Raw genomic sequence first — 23354 nt, 5'->3', positions numbered from 1 at the left:
ACCATAAAACTTATTTTGATTCAAGATGTAAGGTCACTTTTCTTTCTTTGGGACAGTATTTTAATACCTCAACCTTTTCTGGATGTGTTTTCATATTTTTACTTGTTAAATAATTCTGACTGCCACAAGAAGAACACTTTAAATTAATTTTTACTCGCACTGATTTCCTTTACTCCTAAATATTTTCTAAAACTAAACAATAAAAAGAAGAAGTTCAATAACGCTAAACCTGCTGTGCTATAGAAAACCCAATGATAGCCAAAATGAACAGAAATAGCTGACCCCATTAACGGCCCAATAACACCACCGATATAAAAGAAAGTTTGATTGTAACTGAAAATCCGTGAAATACCTTCTTTTGGTGTGATTTTATTGAGGAGAGAGCTAACTCCAGGCAGAAGAGCTCCAGTGCCCAATCCAAATAGAAAGCGATAAATTCCCAATTCAAGTGGTGTTTCAGCTCTAGCACAAAAAATATAAATAACAAAACTATACAAGAGAGCCAGCAAGAGCAAACGGTGGTTTCCTATTTTATCCCCTAATTTTCCCAACCAACTAGATGAAAATATGCTTGAAACGCCCATTGCCGAAACGATTGCACCAGATACCAATAACAAATTTTCTTTTTGTCCTAAAGAACGGATATAAAGCGTCAGAATAGGGGAAATGGACTGCCCAATCATTTGAATCACCATGCTAGTAATAAATAAGCCAAAAAGGATTGATTTTTGAGGAATTCGTTGAAATAGTTGCTTGGTCGAAACTTCTTTTTCCTTAGAGACGGGATGAAAATCTTCTTTTATCCCAAAAATGGTCCACACAGTAACAAGAAATAAGAAAAATCCCACCAAAAGAAAAACATTTCTCATCCCTAAACTTTGTGCAATTACACCTCCCAAAAGAGGTCCCATCAGAGTTCCCGCTACTACACCTGTTGACAATGTTCCCAAAGCATATCCAGAATGTTTTTTGGGTGCTTGGCTAGCTATTAAAGCAGTACTATTAGGTACATAACCAGAAAACACACCATTTAAAAGTCTCAAAACAATGAGCCAAAATACATTCGGCACAAAAGCCAAGCCTCCCATCGTAAAAGTCATTGCAAAAGCTGCCCGAATCATCATTGGTTTGCGACCATATTTATCAGCTAAACTCCCCCAGACAGGTGATAAAAGTGCGGCTGTCAAAGCTGTACTCGAAACCGCTAAACCTGAATAAAATTCAACCATAGAGCCTCTAGCGCCTAATTCTTCCACATACAAAGACATAAATGGAACAACTAGTGACATACTAGAACCTACAAGAAAGTTTCCCAGCCAAGCAATCCATAAATTCCGTTTCCAATTCACTTGATTCTTAATAAAATCATCTTCTTTCTTTGTCTAAAAATGCCTGCACCTGCTTTAAAGTAGCCAAAAGCGCACCATTATTGTCAATCACAATCTCAGCTCTTTGTCTTTTTTCTTCCAAAGAAAGCTGAGCTGCTATGCGTCTTTGAGCCTCTTCTTGACTAAGATTATTTCGAGCCATCAAACGTTCTAATTGAGTATCTTTGCTCACATCTACTAGCCAGATTTGATCAAACCAATCTTCATACTCCTGCTCAAATAAGAGTGGGATATCCATAAAGAAAAGCTCTTCTGTTGCTGCCAATTGATTACGTTTTAAAGCTAATTCTTCTCGAATAATATCATTTTGCAAGCGACTGGACTTCTCTAGTAAATTGGGACGACTAAAGAGAAGAGCTCCTAGCTTTTTTCGATCCAATTGACCGTCTGCCAATAAAATTTCTGTTCCAAATTCTGACAACAGAACTTGATAAAGTCGACCTCCCGGTTTCTGCAATTCATGAACTACCTGATCCGCATCAATCACTTGATAACCTTGAGAGCGCAGGAAGTCTGTTACAACTGATTTTCCAGAGGCAATTCCGCCTGTAATTCCAATTATTTTTGCCATGTCCTACCTCATTTTTTGACAATGTGGACAAAGGTGAGTTCCGCGACCAGCTAGTTTGATTTTTTCAATTTCATGACCACATCTAGTGCAAGGTTGCCCTGTTTTTCCATAGACTTGCAAGAAATCTTGCATTGTGCCGTCTTCTCCTAAAGCATTGCGATAAGTGCGAATGGTCGAGCCTCCCTTTTCAATTCCTAACTGCAAGACCGCAATAATTTGTTCTCGCAGATGCTTCATTTCTGCTCTATTCAGGCTTTGGGCTGCTCTTGCTGGGTGAATCTGTACCCGCCATAAAACCTCATCCACATAGATATTACCAAGACCCGCTACTAAGGTTTGATCCAATAGGTAAGGTTTAATCGGTTTCTTAGACTTTCTCAGAGCTGTTGCAAATGATAGTAAATGAAAGTCTAATTCGGTTGGTTCTGGTCCTAACTTTTTAGAGAGAAAATAGCTATCCAGCTGTTCTTTTTTCAACAATTCCATTGTACCAAATTTCCGAACATCCTGATAAACGAGGTTGCTGCCATCTGTGAAATGAAAAATTACATGAGAATGCTTAGTCAATTGGGCCTCTTCAGGGTAGAAAAGATACTTTCCTTCCATGCGCAAATGCGAAATCAGCACCCAATTTGTCAAATAAAAAATCAGATATTTGCCCCGACGCTCAACAGCATCAATACTTTGTCTCGGTAAATCTAAGACAAAAGTATCTACCCCTGTCCCAATCATCTTGGTATAACGGACATCTACCTTTTCAATCTCTTTTCCTTTAACCAGCCGCTCCAAACCACGGCGTACCGTTTCTACTTCTGGTAATTCAGGCATGAAATTTTTATCCTTTCTTATCCAAATTTAACGTGTAATGGACTGTTCGACTTATTTCTTTAAATCCTGCCTTCTTATGGAAAGCTTGACTGACTGCATTGTCTATATCACAATCTGAAGCTAGCTGAGACACTCCTTTTTCTGTCGCCCACGACTGAGCAAAGTCAAGAAGCTGAGTAGCGATACCATGTCTTTGAAAAACAGGTACTACCGCTATGCCTTCAATATATGCGACAGGAAGTTGCTCCGATCCTTCCACATACTCCGAACGCATAGATAAGCTGACCCAAGCAACGGCTTCTCCTTCTATGTAGTACAAAAATTCATTAGGAAATTTTCCTTCAGAAAATGCTACTAATAATTTCTTTTTCTCTGTCTTCCAAGCTAAATGAGCAAAGTAAGCCCAATCAGCTAGCTGAGATTTTTCTACCTCTCGGATTTCTCCTATCATGATTATTTCTTTCAATCTTCTCTTCCTAGTAAACGGCGTGCGTATACTGTCTGACCTGAATGCATAGCCGCATCGTCAATGATAGATACTAAACGATTTCCACGTTTAACAACTGGAATCCAATTCTCATCGACAACATCATCCAGACTATCTTCATTTACCTTTGATAAATAAGCAATTGTTGCCGCAACCGCATCAGACAGATAACCTTTAAGAAAATCAATATCTGTCACCACAACTTTATGCGCTTCTTGAGGAGTGTGATGCCAATCTTCCGTATCATCTGGTAAATCCAAAGCAAATTTTTTCTTCCAACCTTTAGAAAACCAGACTGGATTAGTCTTTGCTAAATCAGCAATCTGGAAATCCAACTCCCGTGCCGTATGCCAAGTCAGCCAAGTGATAGACTTAATAGATGGAGCAGTATCTACAAGTGGAAAAGCGTTCACCTCTTCTAAAGACAAACCTTCCAATACAGACAAAAAACGCTCCTGAGCTCGTTCTACATTTTCCACTAAAAGTTCTACAAATTCCATTGTCCTGCCTCCTTTATTAAACTGTATCAAACACTAAAATACATCTATTATCACTGCAAATCTGATTTTAAAATTCCATAAGAGGAAAAATCCTTGATCTTCCCTTTATGAAATACTGCTTTACGAAAGGTTGCCTCGTATATCATTCCAGCCTTGGCCATAACACGTCCTGAAGCAGGATTGTTAGTAACAAAGTCTGCTGTGACACAATTAAAGTCTGCTTCTTTCAAAAGATAAGAAAGCACCTCTTGGAGTGCCTCAGTCATCAAACCTCGTCCCCAATATCTTTTACTCAGGACATAACCAACTTCGCAAGCATTAATATCTTCATCTATGTCCACCACACTAATATCGCCAATCACTTCATCAGAATTTTCTTTCAGACAAATCGCCCATTTATAAAAATCCAGATCTTGATATTGTTAAACCCACTGAGCCACTGATTGTTTGGTAACGTCAGTATTCTCATGAGTAGACCAAGTTATATGACGAAGATTGTCTGGTTCAGAGGCCCAGTTACGATACATGGCAAGGTAATCTTTAGCTACAAAAGGGCGAAGCAGCAACCGTTCTGTTAACAATCTTTGTGTTCCGATATGTTTCATAAAATCTTACCTCGTCATTATTCTTTATTCAATGCCCCAGAGCAAAGCTGTCTGCAAAATATTCCGCTAACATCAAACGGTGTTTATCACTTACAGAATCCAGCTTCTCAATTTCTTCCTTAGAAAAGAAACCCAGACGCAAGGTTTCTTCATTGTGAAAATCAGAAATATTTACTGGTGAAACAGCCGCCAGCTCATAGATGAAGACAACCGTCTGCACCTTATCACCATTAGGATAGACTTCCTCAAAATTGCTATAAACATTGAGAAAACGTGTTGCTTGTACTTTAATTCCCGTTTCTTCAAAAAACTCACGCTTAGCGGTATCAAGCGTGGACTCCCCAAGCTCCATTGCACCACCTGGAATTGCCCATGTTTTCTTATCACCGCGTAATTGCAAAAGTACGCATCCATCCTTATCCGTCAAAATGCCCCCAGCAAAAGTCAGAATAACCTTGTCATGCCCAACTTTTGATCGGATATAGGAAATGTAATCTTGAGTCATGTTTAATACTCCTTCTCTTTCCACCCAAAGTCCACCAACTCTATTTTCTGATTGCTTTGTCTATTTCTGATAATCCATTTCTTCTATAATATGAGCATAATGGACTTTCATAGCTTTCCTCAATTGTTGGCTAAACATCCCAAACATAAAATAATAAGCCAGACCAAGACACAATAAAGCGAATATTGGCACCAAGAATAATTGTACTATGAGGAAAATTAAATTTGCTCTACCACTAAATATCGCCAGCAACGGCATTAAGACAAGAACAACTACTAATGTCACGCCAGCTGTCTTGAATCCCTTGTACCGTTGCTCTTTCAATTCTAAGTACTGATGGTAGATAGACCTTACTTCATCCTCTTTATAACGATTACAAAGCAAGCCGTCCTTTATTTCCTTATCTAAAGTAGTAAACCAAATTGAATAAACCATTTTCTTCTCCCTCTCCTACGTTAGATTCTCTGTCCCTAAAAGTCGTCCTCAATACTCCTTCTCATTATAGCCAAAATCTGCCAAATCCAATTTCTTGTCCCGCCAGTTTTTCTTGACTTTAACCCAAGTTTCGAGATAGACTTTGTCGCCTAGCATGATTTCAATGTCACGGCGTGCCATTTTACCAATCTTCTTTAGCATAGCACCTTGCTTGCCAATGATAATCCCCTTTTGACTATCACGCTCCACCATGATGGTGGCACGAATATGTACCTTGTCCGTCTCCTCCTCACGTTTCATAGATTCAATAACTACCGCCACTGAATGCGGTACTTCTTGCTCTGTTAATTTCAAAATTTTCTCTCGAATCATCTCAGAAACCAAAAAGCGTTCCGGGTGATCGGTAATTTGATCCTCTGGAAAGTATTGAAAGCCTTCTTCCAAGTTTTCTTTCAGCAATTCCATCAGACGAGGGACATTATTGCCTTGCAGGGCAGAAATGGGCACAATTTCCTTAAATTCCATTTGTGTCCGAAAATCATCAATCTGCTCCAGCAGCTGGTCTGGGTGTACTTTGTCAATTTTATTGATAACGAGAATGACAGGAATTTTTGCTGCCTTGAGCCGTTCCATAATCATATCATCACCCCTACCACGCTTTTCATCAGCAGGAACCATAAACAGGACTGTCTCTACCTCCCGTAACGTTGAATAAGCAGACTCTACCATAAAATCACCGAGCGCTGTTTTAGGCTTATGAATTCCCGGCGTATCAATAAAGACAATTTGCTCCATGTCTGTCGTATAAATCCCCATAATCTTGTTACGAGTTGTCTGAGCCTTATCACTCATAATAGCAATCTTTTGTCCCATGACATAATTCAGAAAAGTTGACTTCCCAACATTAGGACGTCCTAAAATGGCTACAAAACCAGATTTAAAAGTCATTATTTCACCTCTATTTCACTAAATAACAGAAAATCGGCAGTCTCCCCCGATTTCCAAATCTTTAAAAAATCAAATTCCAAATTTTAGGAATGAAAATAACCAAACCTGTCACAACTGCAAATCCAGAAACTACTAAAACTGCACCAGCTGCCATATCCTTGGCATTTTTAGCTCGTATGGAGAAGTGATAATCACTAGCTAAATCCACCACATTTTCAATAGCCGAATTTATAATCTCAAAAGCGATAACCAAAAAAATGCTCAAAAAAAGGAAAAGCCATTCTATCGCAGATACCTGAAAAAGGAAGCCTGCAAGCACCACTACAACTGCTGAAACGGCATGATTACGCATATTACGTTCTTCTTTGATTGCCGTAAAAATCCCTGTCAGAGCAAATTCTAAACTCGAAATGACATCCCGATTCTTCCATTTGCGCTTGTTTTTTTTATTGTCTTGTAAGTCCATAAGCAGTCAAAATTTCTTCCTGTAAACCAAACATTTCCGCCTCTTCTTCTGGCGTATAGTGATCGTATCCATTGATATGCAAAAAACCATGCACTGCAAGAAACCCCATCTCTCGCTCAAAACTGTGACCATACTCTTTTGCTTGCTCGCGCGCCTTATCTATGGAAATAAAAAGTTCTCCGATATAAGCATCAAAGTCCTCTAACATTTCCGCCAACTCAGGATTTTTTAATAAGTCCTCCTCATCAATGGCAATGTCCAACTCAGGCTTGTACTCCAAACTAATAACATCTGTCGGACGGTCCGTATCTCGATATTCTAAATTCAGCTCATGACTACGCTCATTTGTGACAAACGTTACAGCCATTTCCTTATTTTCTTTCCCAATCTTCTTCGCAGCAAACTGCAAAATTTCCTGCGTTTGCTTTATCATTTTTTCCGAAACTTGATTTGTTTCATCTATGATTTCAATATACATCATGCACCCACTTTATTAGTATCATTTTCATTATACCATATTTCAATTAGGGATGGCTGATTTATAAATCATTTACTATTTAGTTCTGCTCTTTATTGCACATTTTTTCTTTCAAAACTTATACTTGTTGCTGGAGACGGCTCATTTGAGCATAGATTCCATTTTGTTTTACCAATGTGTCATGTTGCCCTCGCTCTACAATCTTTCCCTCAGAAATAACCAGGATTTGATCTGCCTCTTGAATGGTTGATAAACGATGAGCAATGATAAAAGTTGTTCTCCCTTCCTTTACAACAGCCATTGCTTTTTGAATCAGTTCTTCGGTTTCTGTATCAATATGAGAAGTTGCTTCATCCAATATTAAAATTTGAGGATTAGCATAGAGAGCTCGAGCAAATGAAATCAGTTGACGTTCACCACTCGAAAATGCTGCCCCTTTATCCTTTACAGGCTCATCAATTCCTTCTTTACAACGAGCCAGCAAGTCCCCTGCACCGACTTTTTCTAAAGATTCCAAAACTTTTTCACGATTGATACCTGAATGGCTCATAGCTACATTAGTTGCTAGTGTTCCTGTGAATAGATAAGGATCTTGCAAAACAATCCCCATGTGACTACGAAGACTTTCACGAGAATATTGTTGAATATCTTGTTGATCAACATAGATTTTCCCTTTTTGAGGATCGTAGAAACGATAAAGTAGGTTCATGATAGAAGATTTTCCAGAGCCGGTATGTCCTACCAAAGCAACCGTCTCTCCTTTCTTTGCTTTAAAACTAATATTGTGCAGAACTGTCTTGCCTTTCTCATATGCAAAGCTCACATGTTCAAATGTAACTTGTCCTTTAACAACTGCCAACTGTGATTTTACATCCTCTTCCTGAGGTTGATCTAACAATTCTAAAACTCGTTTTCCTGTTTCCAATGATCGTTGTACATTTGGGAAAAGCCGAACCAGAAAACCCATCATCTCAAATAAATTGATAATATAATTGAGATAGATAAACAGTACACCAGCGGTAATGACATTGCGACCGCCTAAAAATTGCTGGCCAACTATCGTCAAAATGACAGCAAGCACTGTATTTTTTAAAAATTCCGTTAATGGCCAAGACGAAAGAGCACTCACCCATACAATTTGTTTATCAGCTTGGCTCATTTTTCGAGCAGTTGCATTAAATTCTGAAAGAACTGTTTTTTCCTGATGATATAACTGTATCAAGCTGGCTCCATGCATCAATTCATTCACTTGATTATTGATATCACTCCGTGAATCATAAAAGTCTTTCATCGGCTTGTCCGTTAGTTTTTTATAAAATACTTGTATCCCATAAAAAGCAGGAAGCAATAGCAAAAGTACCGAGGCAGCAAGTGGACTAAGGTAAAACAATAGAGCGTAGGTAAAAACAATCCGAAGAACTTGAATCAAAACACTAACCAAACTAGCATAAAATTGTCTTCGTAAGGTTTCCGTATCATTTACAATTCTGGTTGCAATCTTACCTGCTGGTTTATCATCAAAGTAAGAAATCGGCAAATTTTGCATAACCTGATAAGCTTCATTCCTCAGATGTTCTGCTACTTTGTTTCCACAATGCGCTAAAAGGCGATCACCTAAGTAAGTCAGTATGCTCCCCAAAACTACAACAATTATGTATAATCCAGCTAATTGCAAAAGCTGAACCTGACGATCTTTTCCGCTTCCAATCTGTGTAAGCGGTCCGTCTATCATATTTCTCAAACAGAGAGGAGACAGTTGGCTAGTCACCGTTGCTAAAACAGCAATTCCAACCGCAAAAAAGAATGCAGTTCGAACAACTCTTAGTTCTTTTAATAAACGACTAATGATACTCATTTGCTCCCTCCTTTCTGATGTTGCTGCCGCTGATATTGTTCGGCATACCAGCCTCCTTTATTTAGCAACTGGTTCGGTGTCCCTTCTTCAACAATTTGTCCATCTTCTAAGACAAGAACCCAGTCTGCCTGCTGGATAGCTGACAAACGGTGTGTCACAATGATCGTTGTCTGATTAGCTCGCATATCCTGAAGATTTTTGATAATTCGACGCTCTGTTTGAGCGTCAACTGCTGACAAAGAATCATCCAAAATGAGGACTTCTGGTTGTCTAATAAAGGCGCGTGCTAAAGAAATTCTTTGTTTTTGACCGCCAGATATTGACACTCCTCTCTCACCAATAAGAGTTTCCAGTCCGTCTGGCATTCGTTTTAAATCTTCTGAAAATGCTGCTGTTTTAATAGCTTTCTCAATATCGCTTAATGTCGCATTTCTCTTACCAAAGGCAATATTGTCTTTGACAGATTTTGAGAACAAAATATGCTCCTGAGGGACATAGCCAATCATTGCTTCAATCGATGGACGTGAATAGTGACTGACGGATTTTCCATTTATCTGAAATGTACCTCGTCCAACAGGATATTGCTGAAGAAGCTGACGAACTAAGGTTGTTTTACCAGATCCTGTTTTTCCAACAATACCATACGTCTTTCCTGCTTCAATTTGCCAAGCTATGTTACGCAAGCTAGGTCTTTTTGTTTGTGGATAAGTGAAATGATAATTCTGAAAACGAATAGAGATAAGATGTTTTAACTCCTCTTTGCCACTCATTTTCATATCATCTGTCGTTTCAATCAATTCTGTGACCTTTTTAAAAGACGTTTTCCCTGTTTGATAAACCAAGATAAAGTCCGACAACATCCAAAAAGGTTCAATAAGGCTAATCATATACAATTGAAGAGCGATCACTTGCCCAATTGTTAACTGTCCCATTTTTATAAAAATAGCCCCAATAAGAAGTACAATAATCGTTGATAAAGCGATAAAGACAGAGGAGAGAGGCGCGTAAAGATATTGAATGCTGGCAATTTGATCACCAACCTTAGATAAAGCTTTTGTGCGCAATTGGAACTGTTCTTTCTGAGTTGTCTTCTTGCTATAAGCACGCGCAACTCGGACTCCCTCTATTGTTTCCAGCACCTCATCATTCAAAGATGCCACTGCTTCACGATTATTTTCGACTAGTTTATCTTGTTTTTTACCAAGAAAATAAATCCAGATCATCAATGTCATAAGCGGAATCATAGCCAGTAAGCTAATTTCCCATGAGATAAAAAACATGGTCGGAATGACAAAGACAATCATACCTCCAGCATATAAGAGAATTACAATTCCATAACCAGCCATCTCCATCATTCCTTCAACATCTGTTGAAAAACGCGTTAGAATATCACCAGAACGAAATTTTTCATAGAAAGGCATTCTCATAGCTACCAATTTTTCAAAAGCTCTTCTTTGAATGAGAAATTTATAATCAATGGACGATTGAAATATCTTTAAATGCCAATAGTAAGCTGAAAGATAGTTACAAATCGTCACCAGAGCCAACAAACTAACATCTCTAATTAAATTCTGCTGTGTCAAACTATGATGCGAAAGATGATCTACTAAACGCTGAATTACCTGTGTTGGAATCAACATTGTAAAATCATACAATAGTAAAACCAGAGCAATGGACAAATATAACCATTTATGCTCTTTTATATATCCAAATAAACTTTTAATCATCCTAATCCTTTCCTAAACACACAAAAAAGCTCAAGACAGAATAAACCTGTCCTGAGCTTACTTGTTTTTATTTATTTTTTCATCAAAAATAAATTACAGTGCTGTGCTAGAAAGGAGTTCTGTCGTATGATATACCTGAGTACTGTTTTGTTTTACATTATTCATGATACATTCTCCTTTCTACTTTTAATTAGTTAATACTTTAACATTAAAAGAAATGCTTGTCAAGAATATTTACAAAAAATCCTCCCAAAACTGAATGAATTTTCTGCCTTAAAATCAAGATTAACAATTCTTTGTAATAGCAATTTCGGCTGCAATACGTCCAAAAGTAAAAATATCAGTAAGGAAATTACCACCCAAACGGTTTCCAACATGCAATTCGCCAGCTACTTTCAAGCTGCGTAGAAACTTCGGATAACTTGTCCTTGCTTATTGATAACATACGTTTTCGTATCAATCTTAAGACCGCTCATAGTATGGTGAACGACTGGTTTTCAAGGAGTGGCATAAAATGGTGACTTTTCAACCTTGAGGTCGAAAGCTCTTTTTTCAAATTCGGGACCATAGCCTACATCAACATAAATATTATAAGCTGTGATCGTCTTGGTAAAGACCTGTGGATCCATTTGTAGCTGTTAAGCCAACTCTTCCAAACTATCTGATCGGTAAATCATTCCATGTGCTACCTGTGCATCAATCTTTTCTTGACTGTATTATAAGCTGTTTCTTTCATATTATCGTCTACAATCAGATAGAAAAAACCACCATTGTCAATTGCTGCCTGAACTCATTTATCCCGACTACCGTACTCATCTACAAAACGTTTTCCTTAAGTATTGACCATGATGAAGTTAGCCGGAGGCGCCTGTAATCGGGTCAGATACCAGCATTATTTGATAGAAGTCCAAACCGACTAGGTCTGTACCAACGCTTTGACCTAAGAGAATACCATCACCCATAATAGCTGGTGAATTTGATATCTTAATATCGTCACCAATGCAAAAAAGCCCATTAAAATTGGGCTTTTTCCTGTTCTTCATGCTAATTGCCGGGATCGAACCGGCGACCTCATCCTTACCATGGATGCGCTCTGCCAACTGAGCTAAATCAGCAGTCCCTATCTACTATATCATGCAGAGAGGTACTTGTCAATAGATTTGAAAAATGTTTTCATTAAAAGAAAAAAATTTTGCTAGAAGGTTCCAGAAAAGAACCTAGTCACCATTAAAATTTCCTATAAATCTCACATTCACATCAGTATTTTTCAAAATAATCTTTCTTTGTCAAACGATAATAAGCTCTTTGAGAAATTCGGCCTTCCTCGTGCTCATCGAGTGCTGCGTATGGGTCAATATGGGAAAACTTCATACCAGCCTTTTCCATAACCCGTCCTGAAGCTGGATTTTCTACATCATGGAGAGCAACCAACATATTCATATCCAAACTTTCAAAAGCCAGCTGGATTATTTCTTTCAAAGCTTCCGTTGCCAAGCCCTGATTCCAGTAATTCTTATGAATCACATAGCCGATAGCCGCCTTTTTGAGGACCGGATCTAGCTTGTGTAGGTCAATGCTGCCAATCAGTTTTTCATTTTCTTTTAACTCAATTCCCCAATTTCCAAGCGGTCGACCAATAAATAAACGAGCAATAACATTTTTAGTTTCTTCCAAGTCTTTGTTAGGTAAAAAAGTATAGCGAGTATTTTCTTCATCAGAGGAATATTCAAACATATCTTCAGCATCATCTAATGTCACAGGTCTCAAAAGTAAGCGCTTTGTTTCTACAACTCGGTTTTCAACTAGTTTTAGATAAATACTTTCCATCTTGAATGAACCTCCTTTTTTGTCTCATAGCATAACACAAATATTCACTTAAATCAATATTTTCTGATTTCATCTTGATTTTTAAAGCGTTTTCATATACAATAAAAACATCCCAAAAAAGGAGGAAATCTATGTTAATTGGTATCCCAAAAGAAATTAAAAACAATGAAAATCGTGTTGCTTTAACGCCAGCTGGTGTTCACAGTATCGTCCAAAAAGGTCATCAGGTTTTAGTTGAAACTAAAGCTGGGCTTGGTTCTGGATTTATAGACGCTGACTATGAGGCACAGGGAGCGACAATTGTTGCAACTGCAGCGGAAGCTTGGGCAGCTGATCTAGTTGTCAAAGTAAAAGAACCCTTAGTTACTGAATACAGCTTCTTACGTGATGATCTCCTGCTCTTCACTTACTTGCATATGGCTACTGCGCCTGAATTAGCTGATGCTATGACGATTAGCAAGACAATAGGAATTGCTTACGAAACCGTTCGTGACCAAGAGGGGAATCTCCCCTTACTTGTGCCTATGAGTGAAGTGGCAGGACGTATGGCTGTACAGATTGGTGCTCACTTTCTAACCAAACAAGAAGGTGGTTCTGGTGTATTACTGGGTGGTGTTCCAGGTGTTCCAAAAGGAAAAGTCACTATCATCGGAGGTGGTGTGGTCGGAACCCATGCCGCTCGAATCGCTCTCGGCTTAGGGTCTCAAGTCACTATTCTAGATATCAGCGCTAAACGCCTATCCGAACTAGAAAATCTTTTTGGTCATCAAATTCAGACCCTTATGTCTAATTCTTTCAATATTGCTGAAAGTGTCAAAGAGGCCGATGTAGTGATTGGAGCGGTGTTAATCCCTGGTGCCAAAGCTCCCAAGCTTGTTACTGATGAAATGGTCAGTAAAATGCGACCTGGATCTGTTATTGTGGATGTAGCCGTTGACCAAGGTGGAGTCGTTGAAACTGCTGATCGTGTAACTACTCACGATGAACCTGTCTATGAAAAACATGGTGTACTTCACTATGCCGTTGCCAACATACCTGGTGCTGTTGCTCGCACATCAACTCTTGCTTTAACAAATGTAACACTTCCTTACATTGAAGCTTTGGCTGACAAAGGTTTTGAACAAGCTATAGCAGATGATTTGGGGCTACAACAAGGAGTGACTACTTATAAAGGTTATCTCACTAGCCGACCCGTCGCAGAAGGGCTTAATCGTGACTACACCGATATCAATGATTTAGTATAAATTTTGAAAATAAAAGGATATGCCAACTTGCTTCGCAGGTCCTATACACCACCTTTTAAGCAGTTTTTTTGAACAATCACCTACTACACTGCTCATTTATTATAAAAATAATTTGAGTCTGAGACGCTATTGTCCCAGACTCTTTTTTACTTATCATTTTAAGTCGTATAACTATAAGAAAAGAGCTTTCAAATCCACCTCTTTGCTTCATTCCATTTATTTTTTCTTTTTAGGTTTAGGTAGCGGCAATTGATCATACATGGCTAAAATTAAATCTTCTAGAAACACCTTATTTTCAGGGTCTTCCACTAAAATCATTTCTTTGGCGCCTTCGTATGGAAACTCATACGAGGGTTGGGCAATCTTATCTAAGACTGCTTGAACTGGCTTAACTAAAAAGCGATTATCATAAATACCACCAATAATCTTACCACGGAAGTAAAGAATATACTCTCCCATCATAGAACGGTAAGTCACATCATCTAATCCTGATAATTGCTCCAAAACAAATTCCAAATAGTTTTTACTTGATGCCATTTCTAACCTCTTAAGCTCTGTTCAACGATAACAACCGTATAGAGTTCTTGCTTGACCTCACTTCCAATGGGTTTGAAGCCCTGCTTTTTCCAAAAATGCTGAGATTGCGGATTCCCCTTGACATAAGCCAAACGTGCTTTTCGAAAGTTTTTAGCAAAATAGGTTAGCGCTTCTGTCACAATCTGGCTGCCAATACCTTTCCCTTGATAGATCCGATCAACCATAAATAGACCAATAAAAACTGTCTCCTCATCAGGATAGGCATAGACAAAATCCATAACAGCTACAAGGTTAGAGCTATCCCAAAAGCCAACATAAAATTTATCAACCTTAGCCTTGCCTTCAGGCAGACGAGCCATGTCTTCTTTTACACTTTCCAAATTTGGAGCTGGTGGACAATGCTGAAAATACAGAGGATTGCTTTCATATAAAGATAAAATACTTGGAACATCCTTTTCTGCTAGTATCCTACAGCTGTAATGCCTAGATAGTTGTTCAATCATCTTTTAAAATCCCTACTCTTTGTGTCCTATAATGATGGTATAGGACGATGTATTGATGGCCAACACAATATAATTATCAGACACATAGAAGTTCTTTTCTTTATGACTAATCTTTGTCTCAGATCTTTGGATAAAACCCTTAGCCCATAAAACTGGATTTTCCTCTCTCAAAAGCAGATTCTTTTGCAGACGGACTTTCCCAAAATCAGTCGTGTGCAACTTGTCTAGATTAGCTAAGAGAATTTCCTTCATTATCTTCTGATTCCTTCTCCTTGATTGGGTCGCCAACGATTTCGGAACTAGCCAAACTTGAATGTTCTTCTTTAGAAAAATGACTATGTGTCACTTCAGTAGAATGTTCATAAGCCTTGATAATTTCAGCTACCACAGGATGGCGGACAACATCTTTTGCAGATAAATAAACAAAATCAATCTGCTTGATATGTTTCAATTTCTCTGTCGCATCAATGAGACCTGATTTACTATTCTTCGGCAAGTCAATCTGGCTAATGTCCCCATTGACAATCATCTTAGAATTAAAACCAAGTCGTGTCAGAAACATCTTCATCTGCATAATAGTCGTATTTTGCGCTTCATCTAAGATGACAAAAGCGTCATCTAATGTTCGTCCACGCATGTAAGCCAAGGGGGCTATCTCTATGATTTCTCGCTCCATAAGGCGCGTTGTTTGATCCTTGCCTAAAATCTGATACAATGCATCGTAAACCGGTCGTAGATAAGGGTCTACTTTTTCTTTTAGATCCCCCGGTAAAAATCCTAGACTCTCACCAGCTTCAACCGCCGGTCGGGTCAATATAATCCGTTTGACCTGCCCTCGCTTCAGCGCTGTCACAGCCAAAGTCACAGCAAGAAAAGTCTTACCTGTTCCTGCTGGTCCAATCCCAAAGACAACATCATGGTTCTTAATGCTATCAACATAAATTTTCTGCCCTAAAGTCTTAACTCGAATGGGTTTACCATAAGAATCTTTAATAATCTCTTCTTCATATAGAGCCACAAACTTATCAATTTCACCATTTTTGACCATTGTAATAGCTGTCACTACATCTGGTGTTCCAATCGTCATTCCACGGTTAACTAAGACTAGCAGAGCCTGAATAACCTGACGGGCTTCTTCACAGGCCATCTCCTCACCAATAATCTGGACAATTTCTGTCCGCGCATGAATCGTCACCCGCAACTCCTGTTCCATTAAACGCAAATGACGTTCATTAGAACCAAAAAGATGAAATGTATCATCTGGATGCTGTAGGATGATTTCTACTGAATGTTCTTGCAAACAAAGAACCTCTTTCTTCACATTATTTACTTTATTATAGCAAAGTAATTCGGAAAATTCTATCTTTTTCCCGAACTAATGCGCTTGATATTCTTCCCAGATCGCATCAAAATCACTAAGATTAAAGGAAAAATCAGCATGCTCTTCTAAATAGCGGCTAATTTCATCAAAATCATCCGTATGCTTAGGAAAAGTTGATTCATGAAAAACTAAATCGGCTAGTATTGCCTTCGGCGCTGTACTTTTGGGATTGCGCTCTGTCATCAACCAAGTATAAAATGATTTTCTCATTCTATCTTTTCTCCTTTCTTGCTTTTTAACCAATCTGGTAAATATTCAGTCAAACCTAATGCAGATAACATGATGATTTGGGGTAAAAATTGTATCAAATACCGCGTCTTTCCACCTTCAAAAATTAGCAAAAACAACAAACCTCCAAAAACTGCAAGACTGATACCATTCAATTTATCATCTGCATGATATTTCCATAAGGCAAAAATAATCCCTACACTCATCACAATCCAAACAACTTGCTTCACAATCTCATAATAGCGATACTCACTCTTATCCACACTCAAAAAATAAGTTCTGATAAACTGTGCCACAAGATTCTTTTTTGTATAAGGATAAAGAGGGGAGATATAAGGCGTTTTTTCATATTCCACATCTCGATATAACCAACCTAAAGTTCCTTCTGAAACAGTTAATGAATGCTTATAGTAAAGATGATTGAGAAATCCCAAAAACGAATATTCTTTTAAGCGTCGTTTGATTTCTTTTTTTACATTTTCTTGCTTAAACATTCCATTATTATACTGTTCTCTCTGATCCACATCAATGTATTGAAGCAAGCCCTCTTTCATGTCTTCTTGATCGTGTCCAATAAAAGTCAACCCTAAGTCAATAAAGAGCAGAGGACTTTTAGACAATCCTTTCTCTTGTATCAATGTCACTTCTGTTTGCGTCGCTTTCAGATAGTTTCCGCCGATAGAAGTTACGCCAAACGATAGAAGAAAGGTGAAAAAGATGAGGATAAATTTCTTCCATTCCTTTTTGAACAACAGCAAAATAAAACCTGCCATAATAACAATCAACACAGTTGGTCGTATCAGCACTGCAAGCCCACTTATCAAACCTAATCTGATTGTCTTTATGAAGAGTACCCTCTTATCCTGCCATCGAAGCCCAAGTAAATCAAAAAGTAAGAATATTTGTAAAGCAATGAGCGGAAGAGGCCATATATCCGTGTACATCGAATAAAAATAAGGTGAAAAGCCAACTAGCAAGACATACAAACTAAATGTCACATCAGCAGCAGACTCACTCACATATTTTTTCATTCCCTTGTACAAAATGAGTGCCGTTATATCGGCATAAAATATATTTAATCCCTGCAAAATCCATAAAGCTGAGCTTCCAAAGATATTATAAAAAAAGCGCTCATACAAAAAGAGAAACAAGTTATTAGGATTGCGTGTCAAATAACTGGAAATAGAAGTCTCTTTTGAGTACTTGAAAGCACCATTGAAAACAACTGCTGCATCTCGCCGAATCAGCAACTGAGCAGACAAAAGCATTGCCAACTGAAATACAATCACTGCTATCATAATAGCAACTTTGTGTCTCATCATGTAGTGGTAGCATTTTTTTAAATTTTCTAGATAACGATAAGCTAGAAATACTAGTATGACTGCTCCAATCAAAGCAAGACTAGAAATTGTCCCTAGATGAATAATAGCAGTAAAAAACCAATGCAAGCCCATAATGAACATGATTTTTTGCAAGATTCCAAAGAAAAAAGAGTACATTTTTAGCATAGGACCATTATATCAAAATCTAATTTGTTTCTCTATTTAAAAAAACAACAATCATCAGATTGCTGCTTAACCTCTAATTGGACCCAGAATCCTCAGAACAAAAAAGTCAATTAAAATACCAAAACTCATGAGTGGTGTATAAACAAATATTGTTAAAAGAAGAAAAATAAGTTTAGAAATTAAATCTCGCTGCAAATTTATTGGACGAAAAAGTTAATAGTCTCTCATTTCGTGGGAAAGGACTTCCTCATCAATATCCCTGCCAATTTTCTTGATCATGTTTAAATTTCTCAAGTAGAGCTAAGCCTTCTGCCGAAACATAGCCTTCTTGTTCTGCCAGCTTGATTAATTCAGTGTAGTTCGATAACGTTACCAATCGAACACCCGCATCTGAGAAATTCTTTTCTGCCCTAGGCAATTCATAAGTAAAAATAGCTACCACTCCAAGGACGTCAGCCCCCTCACGCTTAGCAGCAGACACCGCATCCAGAACCGACCCTCCAGTTGAAATCAAATCCTCAATCACGACCATTTTCTGACCTGTTTTTACTCGACCTTCAATTTGATTTCCAGCACCATGATCTTTTGGTTTGCTACGAATATAGGCAAATGGTAAAGTCATCTTGTCAGCAATGATAGCACCATGAGGGATACCTGCTGTTGCTGTCCCAGCGATCACTTCTACTTCTGGAAATTCAGCTTTGATTTTCTCCACAAAACCATTTTCAATCAAAGTCCGCGTTTCTGGATAGGCCAAGGTCACACGATTATCTGTGTAGATTGGAGACTTGATGCCACTAGCCCAAGTGAAAGGCTCTTCCGGCTTCAAGTAAACAGCCTCAATTTTCAGTAAGTCACGCGCAATATCTTTTGCTAAAGTCATGATTTCTCCTTTATAATAATTCAATAGTGGAATCAAAATATTGTTCCAAAAAATAAGTCTTTTCTTTTATGTCTTCTAAAGTGACGATCTCGCTAGATAAAGTTAACACCCATTTATCTTCAACATCATCTTGTCGATGAATAACAGCAACTAATTCTCCTTCAAAGTATTCTAACGGTTCTCGTACCTTTTCCGACACAATGTAAACATCTTGCTCTTCACCATCCTCAGCAAACAAATTCGGAATATAACCATAATTGATAGGATAACGATTTCCAAAACTATCTTGATAACCGATGGGTCTGTCAATGATTGCTTGATATACTTTTCTAGCCATCTATCCATTCCGTCTTAATAGCGCGATAAGCAGCTACTGGATCTGCAGCTCGTGTAATGGGACGTCCAACCACAATATAGTCACTACCAATTTGATGTGCTTCTTGCGGTGTCATGACCCGTTTTTGGTCCCCAATTTCAGAACCAGCTGGTCGAATACCTGGAGTAACGCACAGAAAATCTTCTGACGTCGCCGCTTTAATCAGCTTAACTTCCTGAGCTGAACACACAACTCCGTCCAAGCCGGCCTCTTTAGCTTTGCAAGCATAATTGACAACCGATTCTGAAACAGTTGTTTGGATATTTTGGCAGTCTCGCATATCGGCTTCGCTAGTAGAAGTCAACTGAGTTACAGCCACTAATTTTGCTTTATCTCCCAAAACTTTTTTAGCTTCCCGCATCATCTCGACACCACCTGCTGCATGCACAGTGACCATATCTACTCCAAAAGTTCCTAAAACAGACATAGCCGAGCGCACCGTATTGGGAATGTCATGCAATTTCAAATCTAGGAAAATGCTGTGTTCCAAACCTTTCAAATAGTGAACGATTTCTGGACCAATAGCATAAAAAAATTCCATACCAATTTTGACATAAAGATTTTCATCTTTTGGAAAATGTTCCAGAAAGGTTTTAACATCATCAAAAGAGGGAAAATCAAGAGCAATAATAGGACGTTCTTCACGCATAGGTTCATCTCCTTATTTAATTTATAGGCAGTTTGTCGTTTTAACCTTTGGACACAGGGTCTTAATAACTTGAAATACTGTCTGTACTACGGTTTCGTTTGCTAATCCTGACCACTTAATTTCAATAGAAGTAAAGTTACTGACACTTCCTAACGAAAGCTTTACCCATCGTCTTAAATCCCCGCCGAAACTTTTAAGCACACTTCGTACAAACTTCTTAAGAGCTATAGAAAAACCTTGCCTGAGGCAAGGTTACACGAAAATTGACAGTTTACTGCCGCTTTAAACCGTATCAGCCTTAGTAGCCTCTCTGGACTTCTTTAAAGGTTCCATTTCAATTATTTTATAATTTACTCCGTCTATTGTCAAGCAAAAAATGAGGCTACAACAAGTTTTTTCTAATTTCTGTTCGCAAGCTTTCCAAACTTTCAATACCGTATTTATCCATGACTTTAGGTAGATCCTCAATAATATTAGGACACGCATAAGGGTTTGTAAAATTTGCTGTCCCAACACCAATCGCTGAAGCTCCTGCGATAAACATTTCAATGGCTGCTTCTGCTGAGTTTACTCCACCCATACCAATAATTGGTAAACTACTAGATTGTGCTACCTGACGAATTAACTTCAGGGCAACTGGAAAAATTGCCGGCCCCGACATGCCACCTGTTCCGTTTGCAATAATCGGCTTTCTGCTCTTTGAATCAAATCGCATTCCAACTAAAGTGTTAATCATGGTTAAACCAGAAACTCCTGCATCTTCAACTGCTTTCGCTATTTGTGTAATATCTGCTACACTAGGTGTCAATTTTACATAGACTGGCACTTCCGACACGTCTACCGCTGCCTTAGCAGCCTGATATGCTAAATCTGGCACCTGACCAATTAGCAAGCCCCCATTACCATGATCAACATTGGGGCAGGAAATATTAAGTTCAATAGCCTTGACGTTTGGAGCTTTAGATATTTTTTCTGCAACAAAAGCATATTCTTCGTTAGAAAATCCCGCAACATTAGCAATAATCGGAAGACTAGGATAATGGTGAGCCAGCCAAGGAAGTTTTTCTGTCAACACCACATCTACCCCAGGGTTTTGTAGTCCAATAGCATTGAGCATACCAGCTGGTGTTTCTGCCACTCGTGGCGTCGGATTGCCAAAACGAGGGTACTGCGTGGTCGCCTTAATCATTATGGAGCCAAGTATATTGAGATCATAATATTTGGCATATTCCTGACCAAAACCAAAACACCCCGAAGCTGGAATAATTGGATTTTTCAATTCCAAACCAGGAAGAGAAATTGCTAAACGACTGTTAGACATATCAACCTCCTACATCACGATTGTACCAGTCTCAAAAACTGGACCGTCTTCACAAACCCGCTTATTGACTGCTTGATCCTCGCCAGCAACATGAAGTACACAAGCATAACAAGCCCCCATTCCACACGCCATTCGTGATTCCATAGAAATGTAAGCTCGCGGATGACTGCAAAATGTTTCATTCACATATCTGAGCATACCAGGAGCTCCACAAGCATATACCGCAGTAAAATCTTCTGATAACTCATTCACAATGGAGGAAACATAGCCTTTGCGACCATAAGAACCATCATCCGTTGTTATCAGGACACGACTGTATTTTTTCATTTCTTCTTCCAAAATGACAACTGCTTTTGTTGCAAATCCAAGAACTGAAGTGACCTTCACTCCCTTGCTATATAATTCTTTTGCCACTTGTAGCAAGGGGGGAACACCAATCCCACCTCCTATAATTAGAGCTGTATCTGCAATACCTAAACCAGATAAATCAAAACCATTTCCCTGAGGCCCCATGACGTCTAACTGAAAACCTTTTTCCAACCGAGAGAAGAGTTCTGTACCTGCTCCCTCTATCCTGTAAATAATCCGACAGATTTTCCGTTCTCTGTTAATCTCTGAAATCGAAATAGGACGACGTAGAAGCTTTGTATCATCTGGAACTCGGATATGCAGAAATTGTCCAACCTGCATCTGGCCAACCATTTCTCCTAGTAAATCCATAGCAAAAATTCGTGGAGCAATTTTCTCTTGGTGCACAATGGTCATCTTTTCCAACATGATTTTTCCGAGTCTCTTCTCGCATGAGCTGCTTGTCATTTCTACCTCATTTCTTTATTAAAAAAGACCTTGCATATACACAAGGCCTCACGAAAATAAAGAGTCGGTTTTCTCACTCTTCCTTCACCCGAAACCTTGGAAGCCTCGCTGGACTTTCTTAAAGGTTAAATTTAATCTATTTTACAACTTCAAATGTGTTTTGTCAATTCCAATATGATAAAATAAGTTTATGAGAATTCAACAATTGCACTATATTATTAAAATCGTCGAGACTGGCAGCATGAACGAGGCTGCCAAGCAACTCTTTATTACCCAGCCTAGTCTGTCTAATGCGGTGCGCGATTTGGAAAATGAAATGGGCATTGAGATTTTCATCCGCAATCCCAAAGGTATTACTCTGACCAAAGACGGTATGGAATTTCTCTCCTATGCTCGTCAAGTGGTAGAACAGACTCAGTTATTAGAAGAACGTTACAAAAATCCAGTTGCCAATCGAGAGCTTTTCAGCGTCTCTTCTCAACACTACGCCTTTGTAGTCAATGCTTTCGTTTCTCTGCTCAAAAAAAGTGATATGGAAAAGTATGAGCTTTTCTTGCGCGAAACACGAACTTGGGAAATCATTGATGATGTCAAAAATTTCCGCAGCGAGATTGGCGTACTGTTTCTCAACAGCTACAACCGCGATGTCCTCTCTAAAATGCTAGATGATAATCACTTGCTTGCCACACATCTCTTTACTGCCCAGCCACATATTTTTGTTAGCAAGAGCAATCCTCTAGCAAAGAAGAAACTGATCCAATTATCAGATTTGGAAGATTTTCCTTACCTCAGCTACGATCAAGGAACCCACAATTCCTTTTACTTTTCAGAAGAAATCCTATCGCAAGAACACCATAAAAAGTCCATCGTCGTCAGCGACCGAGCAACTCTTTTTAATCTTTTGATTGGTCTTGATGGCTACACTATTGCAACTGGTATTCTAAATAGTAATCTCAATGGTGACAATATTGTTTCTATTCCACTAGATATTGATGACCCTATTGAGCTGGTTTATATTAAACATGAAAAAGCTAGCTTATCTAAAATGGGGGATAAATTCATTGAGTATCTGTTGAATGAAGTTCAATTTGATAAGTGAATTATCAAAATCGGTTCCATAATTCCTAAAGTAGTTTTACCCACTACAGAAATTACAGAGCCAAATAAGATAGCTGTTTAAAATTCATTCCATTTCCTCCTGTGCTTACTTGTTTTTATTATATCGTGAAATAGCAATAGCAGGAAAAAACGTTGAAGAGTCTGGGACAATAGTCCCTTTGCTACAAAA

At 38.5% G+C, this 23354-nt stretch carries 27 protein-coding genes, 1 tRNA gene and 2 pseudogenes; 2 read left to right on the top strand and 28 right to left on the bottom strand.

What is annotated here, in order from left to right:
- Positions 1–10: 10 nt before the first annotated feature.
- The 17 genes and pseudogenes from rpmG to HMPREF2542_RS00070 form a co-directional block, all read right to left on the bottom strand.
- Positions 11–160: a 50S ribosomal protein L33 gene (rpmG, locus tag HMPREF2542_RS09385; protein ID WP_003024746.1), complete on the bottom strand. Its 150-nt coding sequence runs from the start codon at positions 158–160 to the stop codon at positions 11–13.
- A complete protein-coding gene (locus HMPREF2542_RS00145) occupies positions 144–1349 on the bottom strand; it encodes a multidrug efflux MFS transporter (protein WP_186822119.1) in 1206 nt (401 codons plus the stop codon). Before HMPREF2542_RS00145 ends, rpmG begins: the two co-directional genes overlap by 17 nt.
- Before the next feature lie 16 nt (positions 1350–1365).
- Complete coding sequence (gene coaE, locus HMPREF2542_RS00140) at positions 1366–1959, bottom strand: dephospho-CoA kinase (protein ID WP_003069231.1); 594 nt, start codon at positions 1957–1959, stop codon at positions 1366–1368.
- Positions 1960–1962: 3 nt separating this feature from the next.
- Complete coding sequence (gene mutM, locus HMPREF2542_RS00135) at positions 1963–2787, bottom strand: DNA-formamidopyrimidine glycosylase (RefSeq protein ID WP_058669500.1); 825 nt, start codon at positions 2785–2787, stop codon at positions 1963–1965.
- Between the two features lie 7 nt (positions 2788–2794).
- Positions 2795–3238 (bottom strand): GNAT family N-acetyltransferase, encoded by a 444-nt coding sequence (locus tag HMPREF2542_RS00130; protein WP_058670384.1) that lies wholly within the window; start codon positions 3236–3238, stop codon positions 2795–2797.
- Positions 3239–3249: 11 nt separating this feature from the next.
- Positions 3250–3774, bottom strand: a complete 525-nt coding sequence (locus HMPREF2542_RS00125; RefSeq protein WP_058669499.1) for a mycothiol transferase — start codon at positions 3772–3774, stop codon at positions 3250–3252.
- Positions 3775–3824: 50 nt separating this feature from the next.
- A pseudogene (locus tag HMPREF2542_RS00120) lies at positions 3825–4379 on the bottom strand (GNAT family N-acetyltransferase).
- A 28-nt stretch (positions 4380–4407) separates the two neighbouring features.
- The gene (locus tag HMPREF2542_RS00115; RefSeq protein WP_058669498.1) at positions 4408–4884 is read right to left on the bottom strand and encodes an NUDIX hydrolase; all 477 of its coding nucleotides are present in this window, start codon (positions 4882–4884) and stop codon (positions 4408–4410) included.
- 60 nt (positions 4885–4944) lie between these two features.
- Complete coding sequence (locus tag HMPREF2542_RS00110) at positions 4945–5319, bottom strand: ComEC/Rec2 family competence protein (RefSeq protein ID WP_058669497.1); 375 nt, start codon at positions 5317–5319, stop codon at positions 4945–4947.
- Positions 5320–5367: 48 nt separating this feature from the next.
- On the bottom strand, positions 5368–6267 hold the full coding sequence (era, locus tag HMPREF2542_RS00105) for a GTPase Era (protein ID WP_058669496.1): 900 nt from the start codon (positions 6265–6267) through the stop codon (positions 5368–5370).
- 61 nt (positions 6268–6328) lie between these two features.
- Complete coding sequence (locus tag HMPREF2542_RS00100) at positions 6329–6733, bottom strand: diacylglycerol kinase family protein (protein ID WP_058669495.1); 405 nt, start codon at positions 6731–6733, stop codon at positions 6329–6331.
- Positions 6714–7211 (bottom strand): rRNA maturation RNase YbeY, encoded by a 498-nt coding sequence (ybeY, locus tag HMPREF2542_RS00095; RefSeq protein ID WP_058669494.1) that lies wholly within the window; start codon positions 7209–7211, stop codon positions 6714–6716. Before ybeY ends, HMPREF2542_RS00100 begins: the two co-directional genes overlap by 20 nt.
- Positions 7212–7329: 118 nt before the next feature.
- Positions 7330–9066 carry an ABC transporter ATP-binding protein gene (locus tag HMPREF2542_RS00090; protein WP_058669493.1) on the bottom strand — a complete coding sequence of 579 codons (1737 nt, stop codon included), beginning with the start codon at positions 9064–9066 and terminating at the stop codon, positions 7330–7332.
- A complete protein-coding gene (locus HMPREF2542_RS00085) occupies positions 9063–10793 on the bottom strand; it encodes an ABC transporter ATP-binding protein (protein ID WP_058669492.1) in 1731 nt (576 codons plus the stop codon). The genes HMPREF2542_RS00090 and HMPREF2542_RS00085 overlap by 4 nt, the downstream gene beginning before the upstream one ends.
- Before the next feature lie 285 nt (positions 10794–11078).
- A pseudogene (locus HMPREF2542_RS10015) lies at positions 11079–11794 on the bottom strand (FAD-binding protein); the annotation flags it as partial.
- A 41-nt stretch (positions 11795–11835) separates the two neighbouring features.
- Positions 11836–11908, bottom strand: a tRNA-Thr gene (locus tag HMPREF2542_RS00075).
- A 142-nt stretch (positions 11909–12050) separates the two neighbouring features.
- Positions 12051–12620 carry a GNAT family N-acetyltransferase gene (locus HMPREF2542_RS00070; protein WP_058669491.1) on the bottom strand — a complete coding sequence of 190 codons (570 nt, stop codon included), beginning with the start codon at positions 12618–12620 and terminating at the stop codon, positions 12051–12053.
- A 131-nt stretch (positions 12621–12751) separates the two neighbouring features.
- Here HMPREF2542_RS00070 and ald point away from each other — a divergent pair, with 131 nt between their 5' ends.
- Positions 12752–13864 (top strand): alanine dehydrogenase, encoded by a 1113-nt coding sequence (ald, locus tag HMPREF2542_RS00065; protein WP_058669490.1) that lies wholly within the window; start codon positions 12752–12754, stop codon positions 13862–13864.
- 216 nt (positions 13865–14080) lie between these two features.
- Here the strand turns inward: ald and HMPREF2542_RS00060 are convergent, their stop codons facing one another.
- From HMPREF2542_RS00060 to HMPREF2542_RS00010, 11 genes are all read right to left on the bottom strand, one after another.
- On the bottom strand, positions 14081–14401 hold the full coding sequence (locus tag HMPREF2542_RS00060; protein ID WP_058669489.1) for a TfoX/Sxy family protein: 321 nt from the start codon (positions 14399–14401) through the stop codon (positions 14081–14083).
- Between the two features lie 2 nt (positions 14402–14403).
- Positions 14404–14904, bottom strand: a complete 501-nt coding sequence (locus tag HMPREF2542_RS00055; RefSeq protein WP_058669488.1) for a GNAT family N-acetyltransferase — start codon at positions 14902–14904, stop codon at positions 14404–14406.
- 12 nt (positions 14905–14916) lie between these two features.
- Positions 14917–15156, bottom strand: coding sequence for a DUF3781 domain-containing protein (locus HMPREF2542_RS00050; RefSeq protein ID WP_003072556.1), 240 nt, complete (start codon positions 15154–15156; stop codon positions 14917–14919).
- Positions 15134–16204, bottom strand: coding sequence for a PhoH family protein (locus tag HMPREF2542_RS00045; protein WP_058669487.1), 1071 nt, complete (start codon positions 16202–16204; stop codon positions 15134–15136). Before HMPREF2542_RS00045 ends, HMPREF2542_RS00050 begins: the two co-directional genes overlap by 23 nt.
- A 75-nt stretch (positions 16205–16279) precedes the next feature.
- A complete protein-coding gene (locus tag HMPREF2542_RS00040) occupies positions 16280–16495 on the bottom strand; it encodes a YozE family protein (protein WP_003072551.1) in 216 nt (71 codons plus the stop codon).
- Complete coding sequence (locus tag HMPREF2542_RS00035; RefSeq protein WP_058669486.1) at positions 16492–18021, bottom strand: glycosyltransferase family protein; 1530 nt, start codon at positions 18019–18021, stop codon at positions 16492–16494. Before HMPREF2542_RS00035 ends, HMPREF2542_RS00040 begins: the two co-directional genes overlap by 4 nt.
- Positions 18022–18271: 250 nt before the next feature.
- Positions 18272–18904, bottom strand: a complete 633-nt coding sequence (pyrE, locus tag HMPREF2542_RS00030) for an orotate phosphoribosyltransferase (RefSeq protein WP_049480626.1) — start codon at positions 18902–18904, stop codon at positions 18272–18274.
- 10 nt (positions 18905–18914) lie between these two features.
- On the bottom strand, positions 18915–19241 hold the full coding sequence (locus HMPREF2542_RS00025) for an inorganic diphosphatase (protein ID WP_037597116.1): 327 nt from the start codon (positions 19239–19241) through the stop codon (positions 18915–18917).
- On the bottom strand, positions 19234–19929 hold the full coding sequence (pyrF, locus tag HMPREF2542_RS00020; protein ID WP_058669485.1) for an orotidine-5'-phosphate decarboxylase: 696 nt from the start codon (positions 19927–19929) through the stop codon (positions 19234–19236). Before pyrF ends, HMPREF2542_RS00025 begins: the two co-directional genes overlap by 8 nt.
- A gap of 382 nt (positions 19930–20311) precedes the next feature.
- On the bottom strand, positions 20312–21250 hold the full coding sequence (locus tag HMPREF2542_RS00015; protein WP_070484069.1) for a dihydroorotate dehydrogenase: 939 nt from the start codon (positions 21248–21250) through the stop codon (positions 20312–20314).
- Positions 21251–21259: 9 nt separating this feature from the next.
- Positions 21260–22066 (bottom strand): dihydroorotate dehydrogenase electron transfer subunit, encoded by an 807-nt coding sequence (locus HMPREF2542_RS00010; RefSeq protein ID WP_058669484.1) that lies wholly within the window; start codon positions 22064–22066, stop codon positions 21260–21262.
- A gap of 190 nt (positions 22067–22256) precedes the next feature.
- On the opposite strand from HMPREF2542_RS00010, the gene HMPREF2542_RS00005 reads away from it, so the two are divergent.
- A complete protein-coding gene (locus tag HMPREF2542_RS00005) occupies positions 22257–23165 on the top strand; it encodes a LysR family transcriptional regulator (RefSeq protein ID WP_049476927.1) in 909 nt (302 codons plus the stop codon).
- Positions 23166–23354: the final 189 nt, after the last annotated feature.

This window comes from Streptococcus sp. HMSC034B05, assembly GCF_001809055.1.
Classification (GTDB): domain Bacteria; phylum Bacillota; class Bacilli; order Lactobacillales; family Streptococcaceae; genus Streptococcus; species Streptococcus constellatus.
The sequence above is the reverse complement of the archived record's forward strand: the minus strand, read 5'-3'. Positions and strand labels throughout refer to the sequence as shown.

Coding starts and splice junctions, on each gene's coding strand:
- coaE (WP_003069231.1), bottom strand. CDS start 1,959: ATGGCAAAAATAATTGGAATTACAGGCGGAATTGCCTCTGGAAAATCA.
- mutM (WP_058669500.1), bottom strand. CDS start 2,787: ATGCCTGAATTACCAGAAGTAGAAACGGTACGCCGTGGTTTGGAGCGG.
- HMPREF2542_RS00130 (WP_058670384.1), bottom strand. CDS start 3,238: ATGATAGGAGAAATCCGAGAGGTAGAAAAATCTCAGCTAGCTGATTGG.
- HMPREF2542_RS00125 (WP_058669499.1), bottom strand. CDS start 3,774: ATGGAATTTGTAGAACTTTTAGTGGAAAATGTAGAACGAGCTCAGGAG.
- HMPREF2542_RS00115 (WP_058669498.1), bottom strand. CDS start 4,884: ATGACTCAAGATTACATTTCCTATATCCGATCAAAAGTTGGGCATGAC.
- HMPREF2542_RS00110 (WP_058669497.1), bottom strand. CDS start 5,319: ATGGTTTATTCAATTTGGTTTACTACTTTAGATAAGGAAATAAAGGAC.
- era (WP_058669496.1), bottom strand. CDS start 6,267: ATGACTTTTAAATCTGGTTTTGTAGCCATTTTAGGACGTCCTAATGTT.
- HMPREF2542_RS00100 (WP_058669495.1), bottom strand. CDS start 6,733: ATGGACTTACAAGACAATAAAAAAAACAAGCGCAAATGGAAGAATCGG.
- ybeY (WP_058669494.1), bottom strand. CDS start 7,211: ATGTATATTGAAATCATAGATGAAACAAATCAAGTTTCGGAAAAAATG.
- HMPREF2542_RS00090 (WP_058669493.1), bottom strand. CDS start 9,066: ATGAGTATCATTAGTCGTTTATTAAAAGAACTAAGAGTTGTTCGAACT.
- HMPREF2542_RS00085 (WP_058669492.1), bottom strand. CDS start 10,793: ATGATTAAAAGTTTATTTGGATATATAAAAGAGCATAAATGGTTATAT.
- HMPREF2542_RS00070 (WP_058669491.1), bottom strand. CDS start 12,620: ATGGAAAGTATTTATCTAAAACTAGTTGAAAACCGAGTTGTAGAAACA.
- ald (WP_058669490.1), top strand. CDS start 12,752: ATGTTAATTGGTATCCCAAAAGAAATTAAAAACAATGAAAATCGTGTT.
- HMPREF2542_RS00060 (WP_058669489.1), bottom strand. CDS start 14,401: ATGGCATCAAGTAAAAACTATTTGGAATTTGTTTTGGAGCAATTATCA.
- HMPREF2542_RS00055 (WP_058669488.1), bottom strand. CDS start 14,904: ATGATTGAACAACTATCTAGGCATTACAGCTGTAGGATACTAGCAGAA.
- HMPREF2542_RS00050 (WP_003072556.1), bottom strand. CDS start 15,156: ATGAAGGAAATTCTCTTAGCTAATCTAGACAAGTTGCACACGACTGAT.
- HMPREF2542_RS00040 (WP_003072551.1), bottom strand. CDS start 16,495: ATGAGAAAATCATTTTATACTTGGTTGATGACAGAGCGCAATCCCAAA.
- HMPREF2542_RS00035 (WP_058669486.1), bottom strand. CDS start 18,021: ATGCTAAAAATGTACTCTTTTTTCTTTGGAATCTTGCAAAAAATCATG.
- pyrE (WP_049480626.1), bottom strand. CDS start 18,904: ATGACTTTAGCAAAAGATATTGCGCGTGACTTACTGAAAATTGAGGCT.
- HMPREF2542_RS00025 (WP_037597116.1), bottom strand. CDS start 19,241: ATGGCTAGAAAAGTATATCAAGCAATCATTGACAGACCCATCGGTTAT.
- pyrF (WP_058669485.1), bottom strand. CDS start 19,929: ATGCGTGAAGAACGTCCTATTATTGCTCTTGATTTTCCCTCTTTTGAT.
- HMPREF2542_RS00015 (WP_070484069.1), bottom strand. CDS start 21,250: ATGTCTAACAGTCGTTTAGCAATTTCTCTTCCTGGTTTGGAATTGAAA.
- HMPREF2542_RS00010 (WP_058669484.1), bottom strand. CDS start 22,066: ATGACAAGCAGCTCATGCGAGAAGAGACTCGGAAAAATCATGTTGGAA.
- HMPREF2542_RS00005 (WP_049476927.1), top strand. CDS start 22,257: ATGAGAATTCAACAATTGCACTATATTATTAAAATCGTCGAGACTGGC.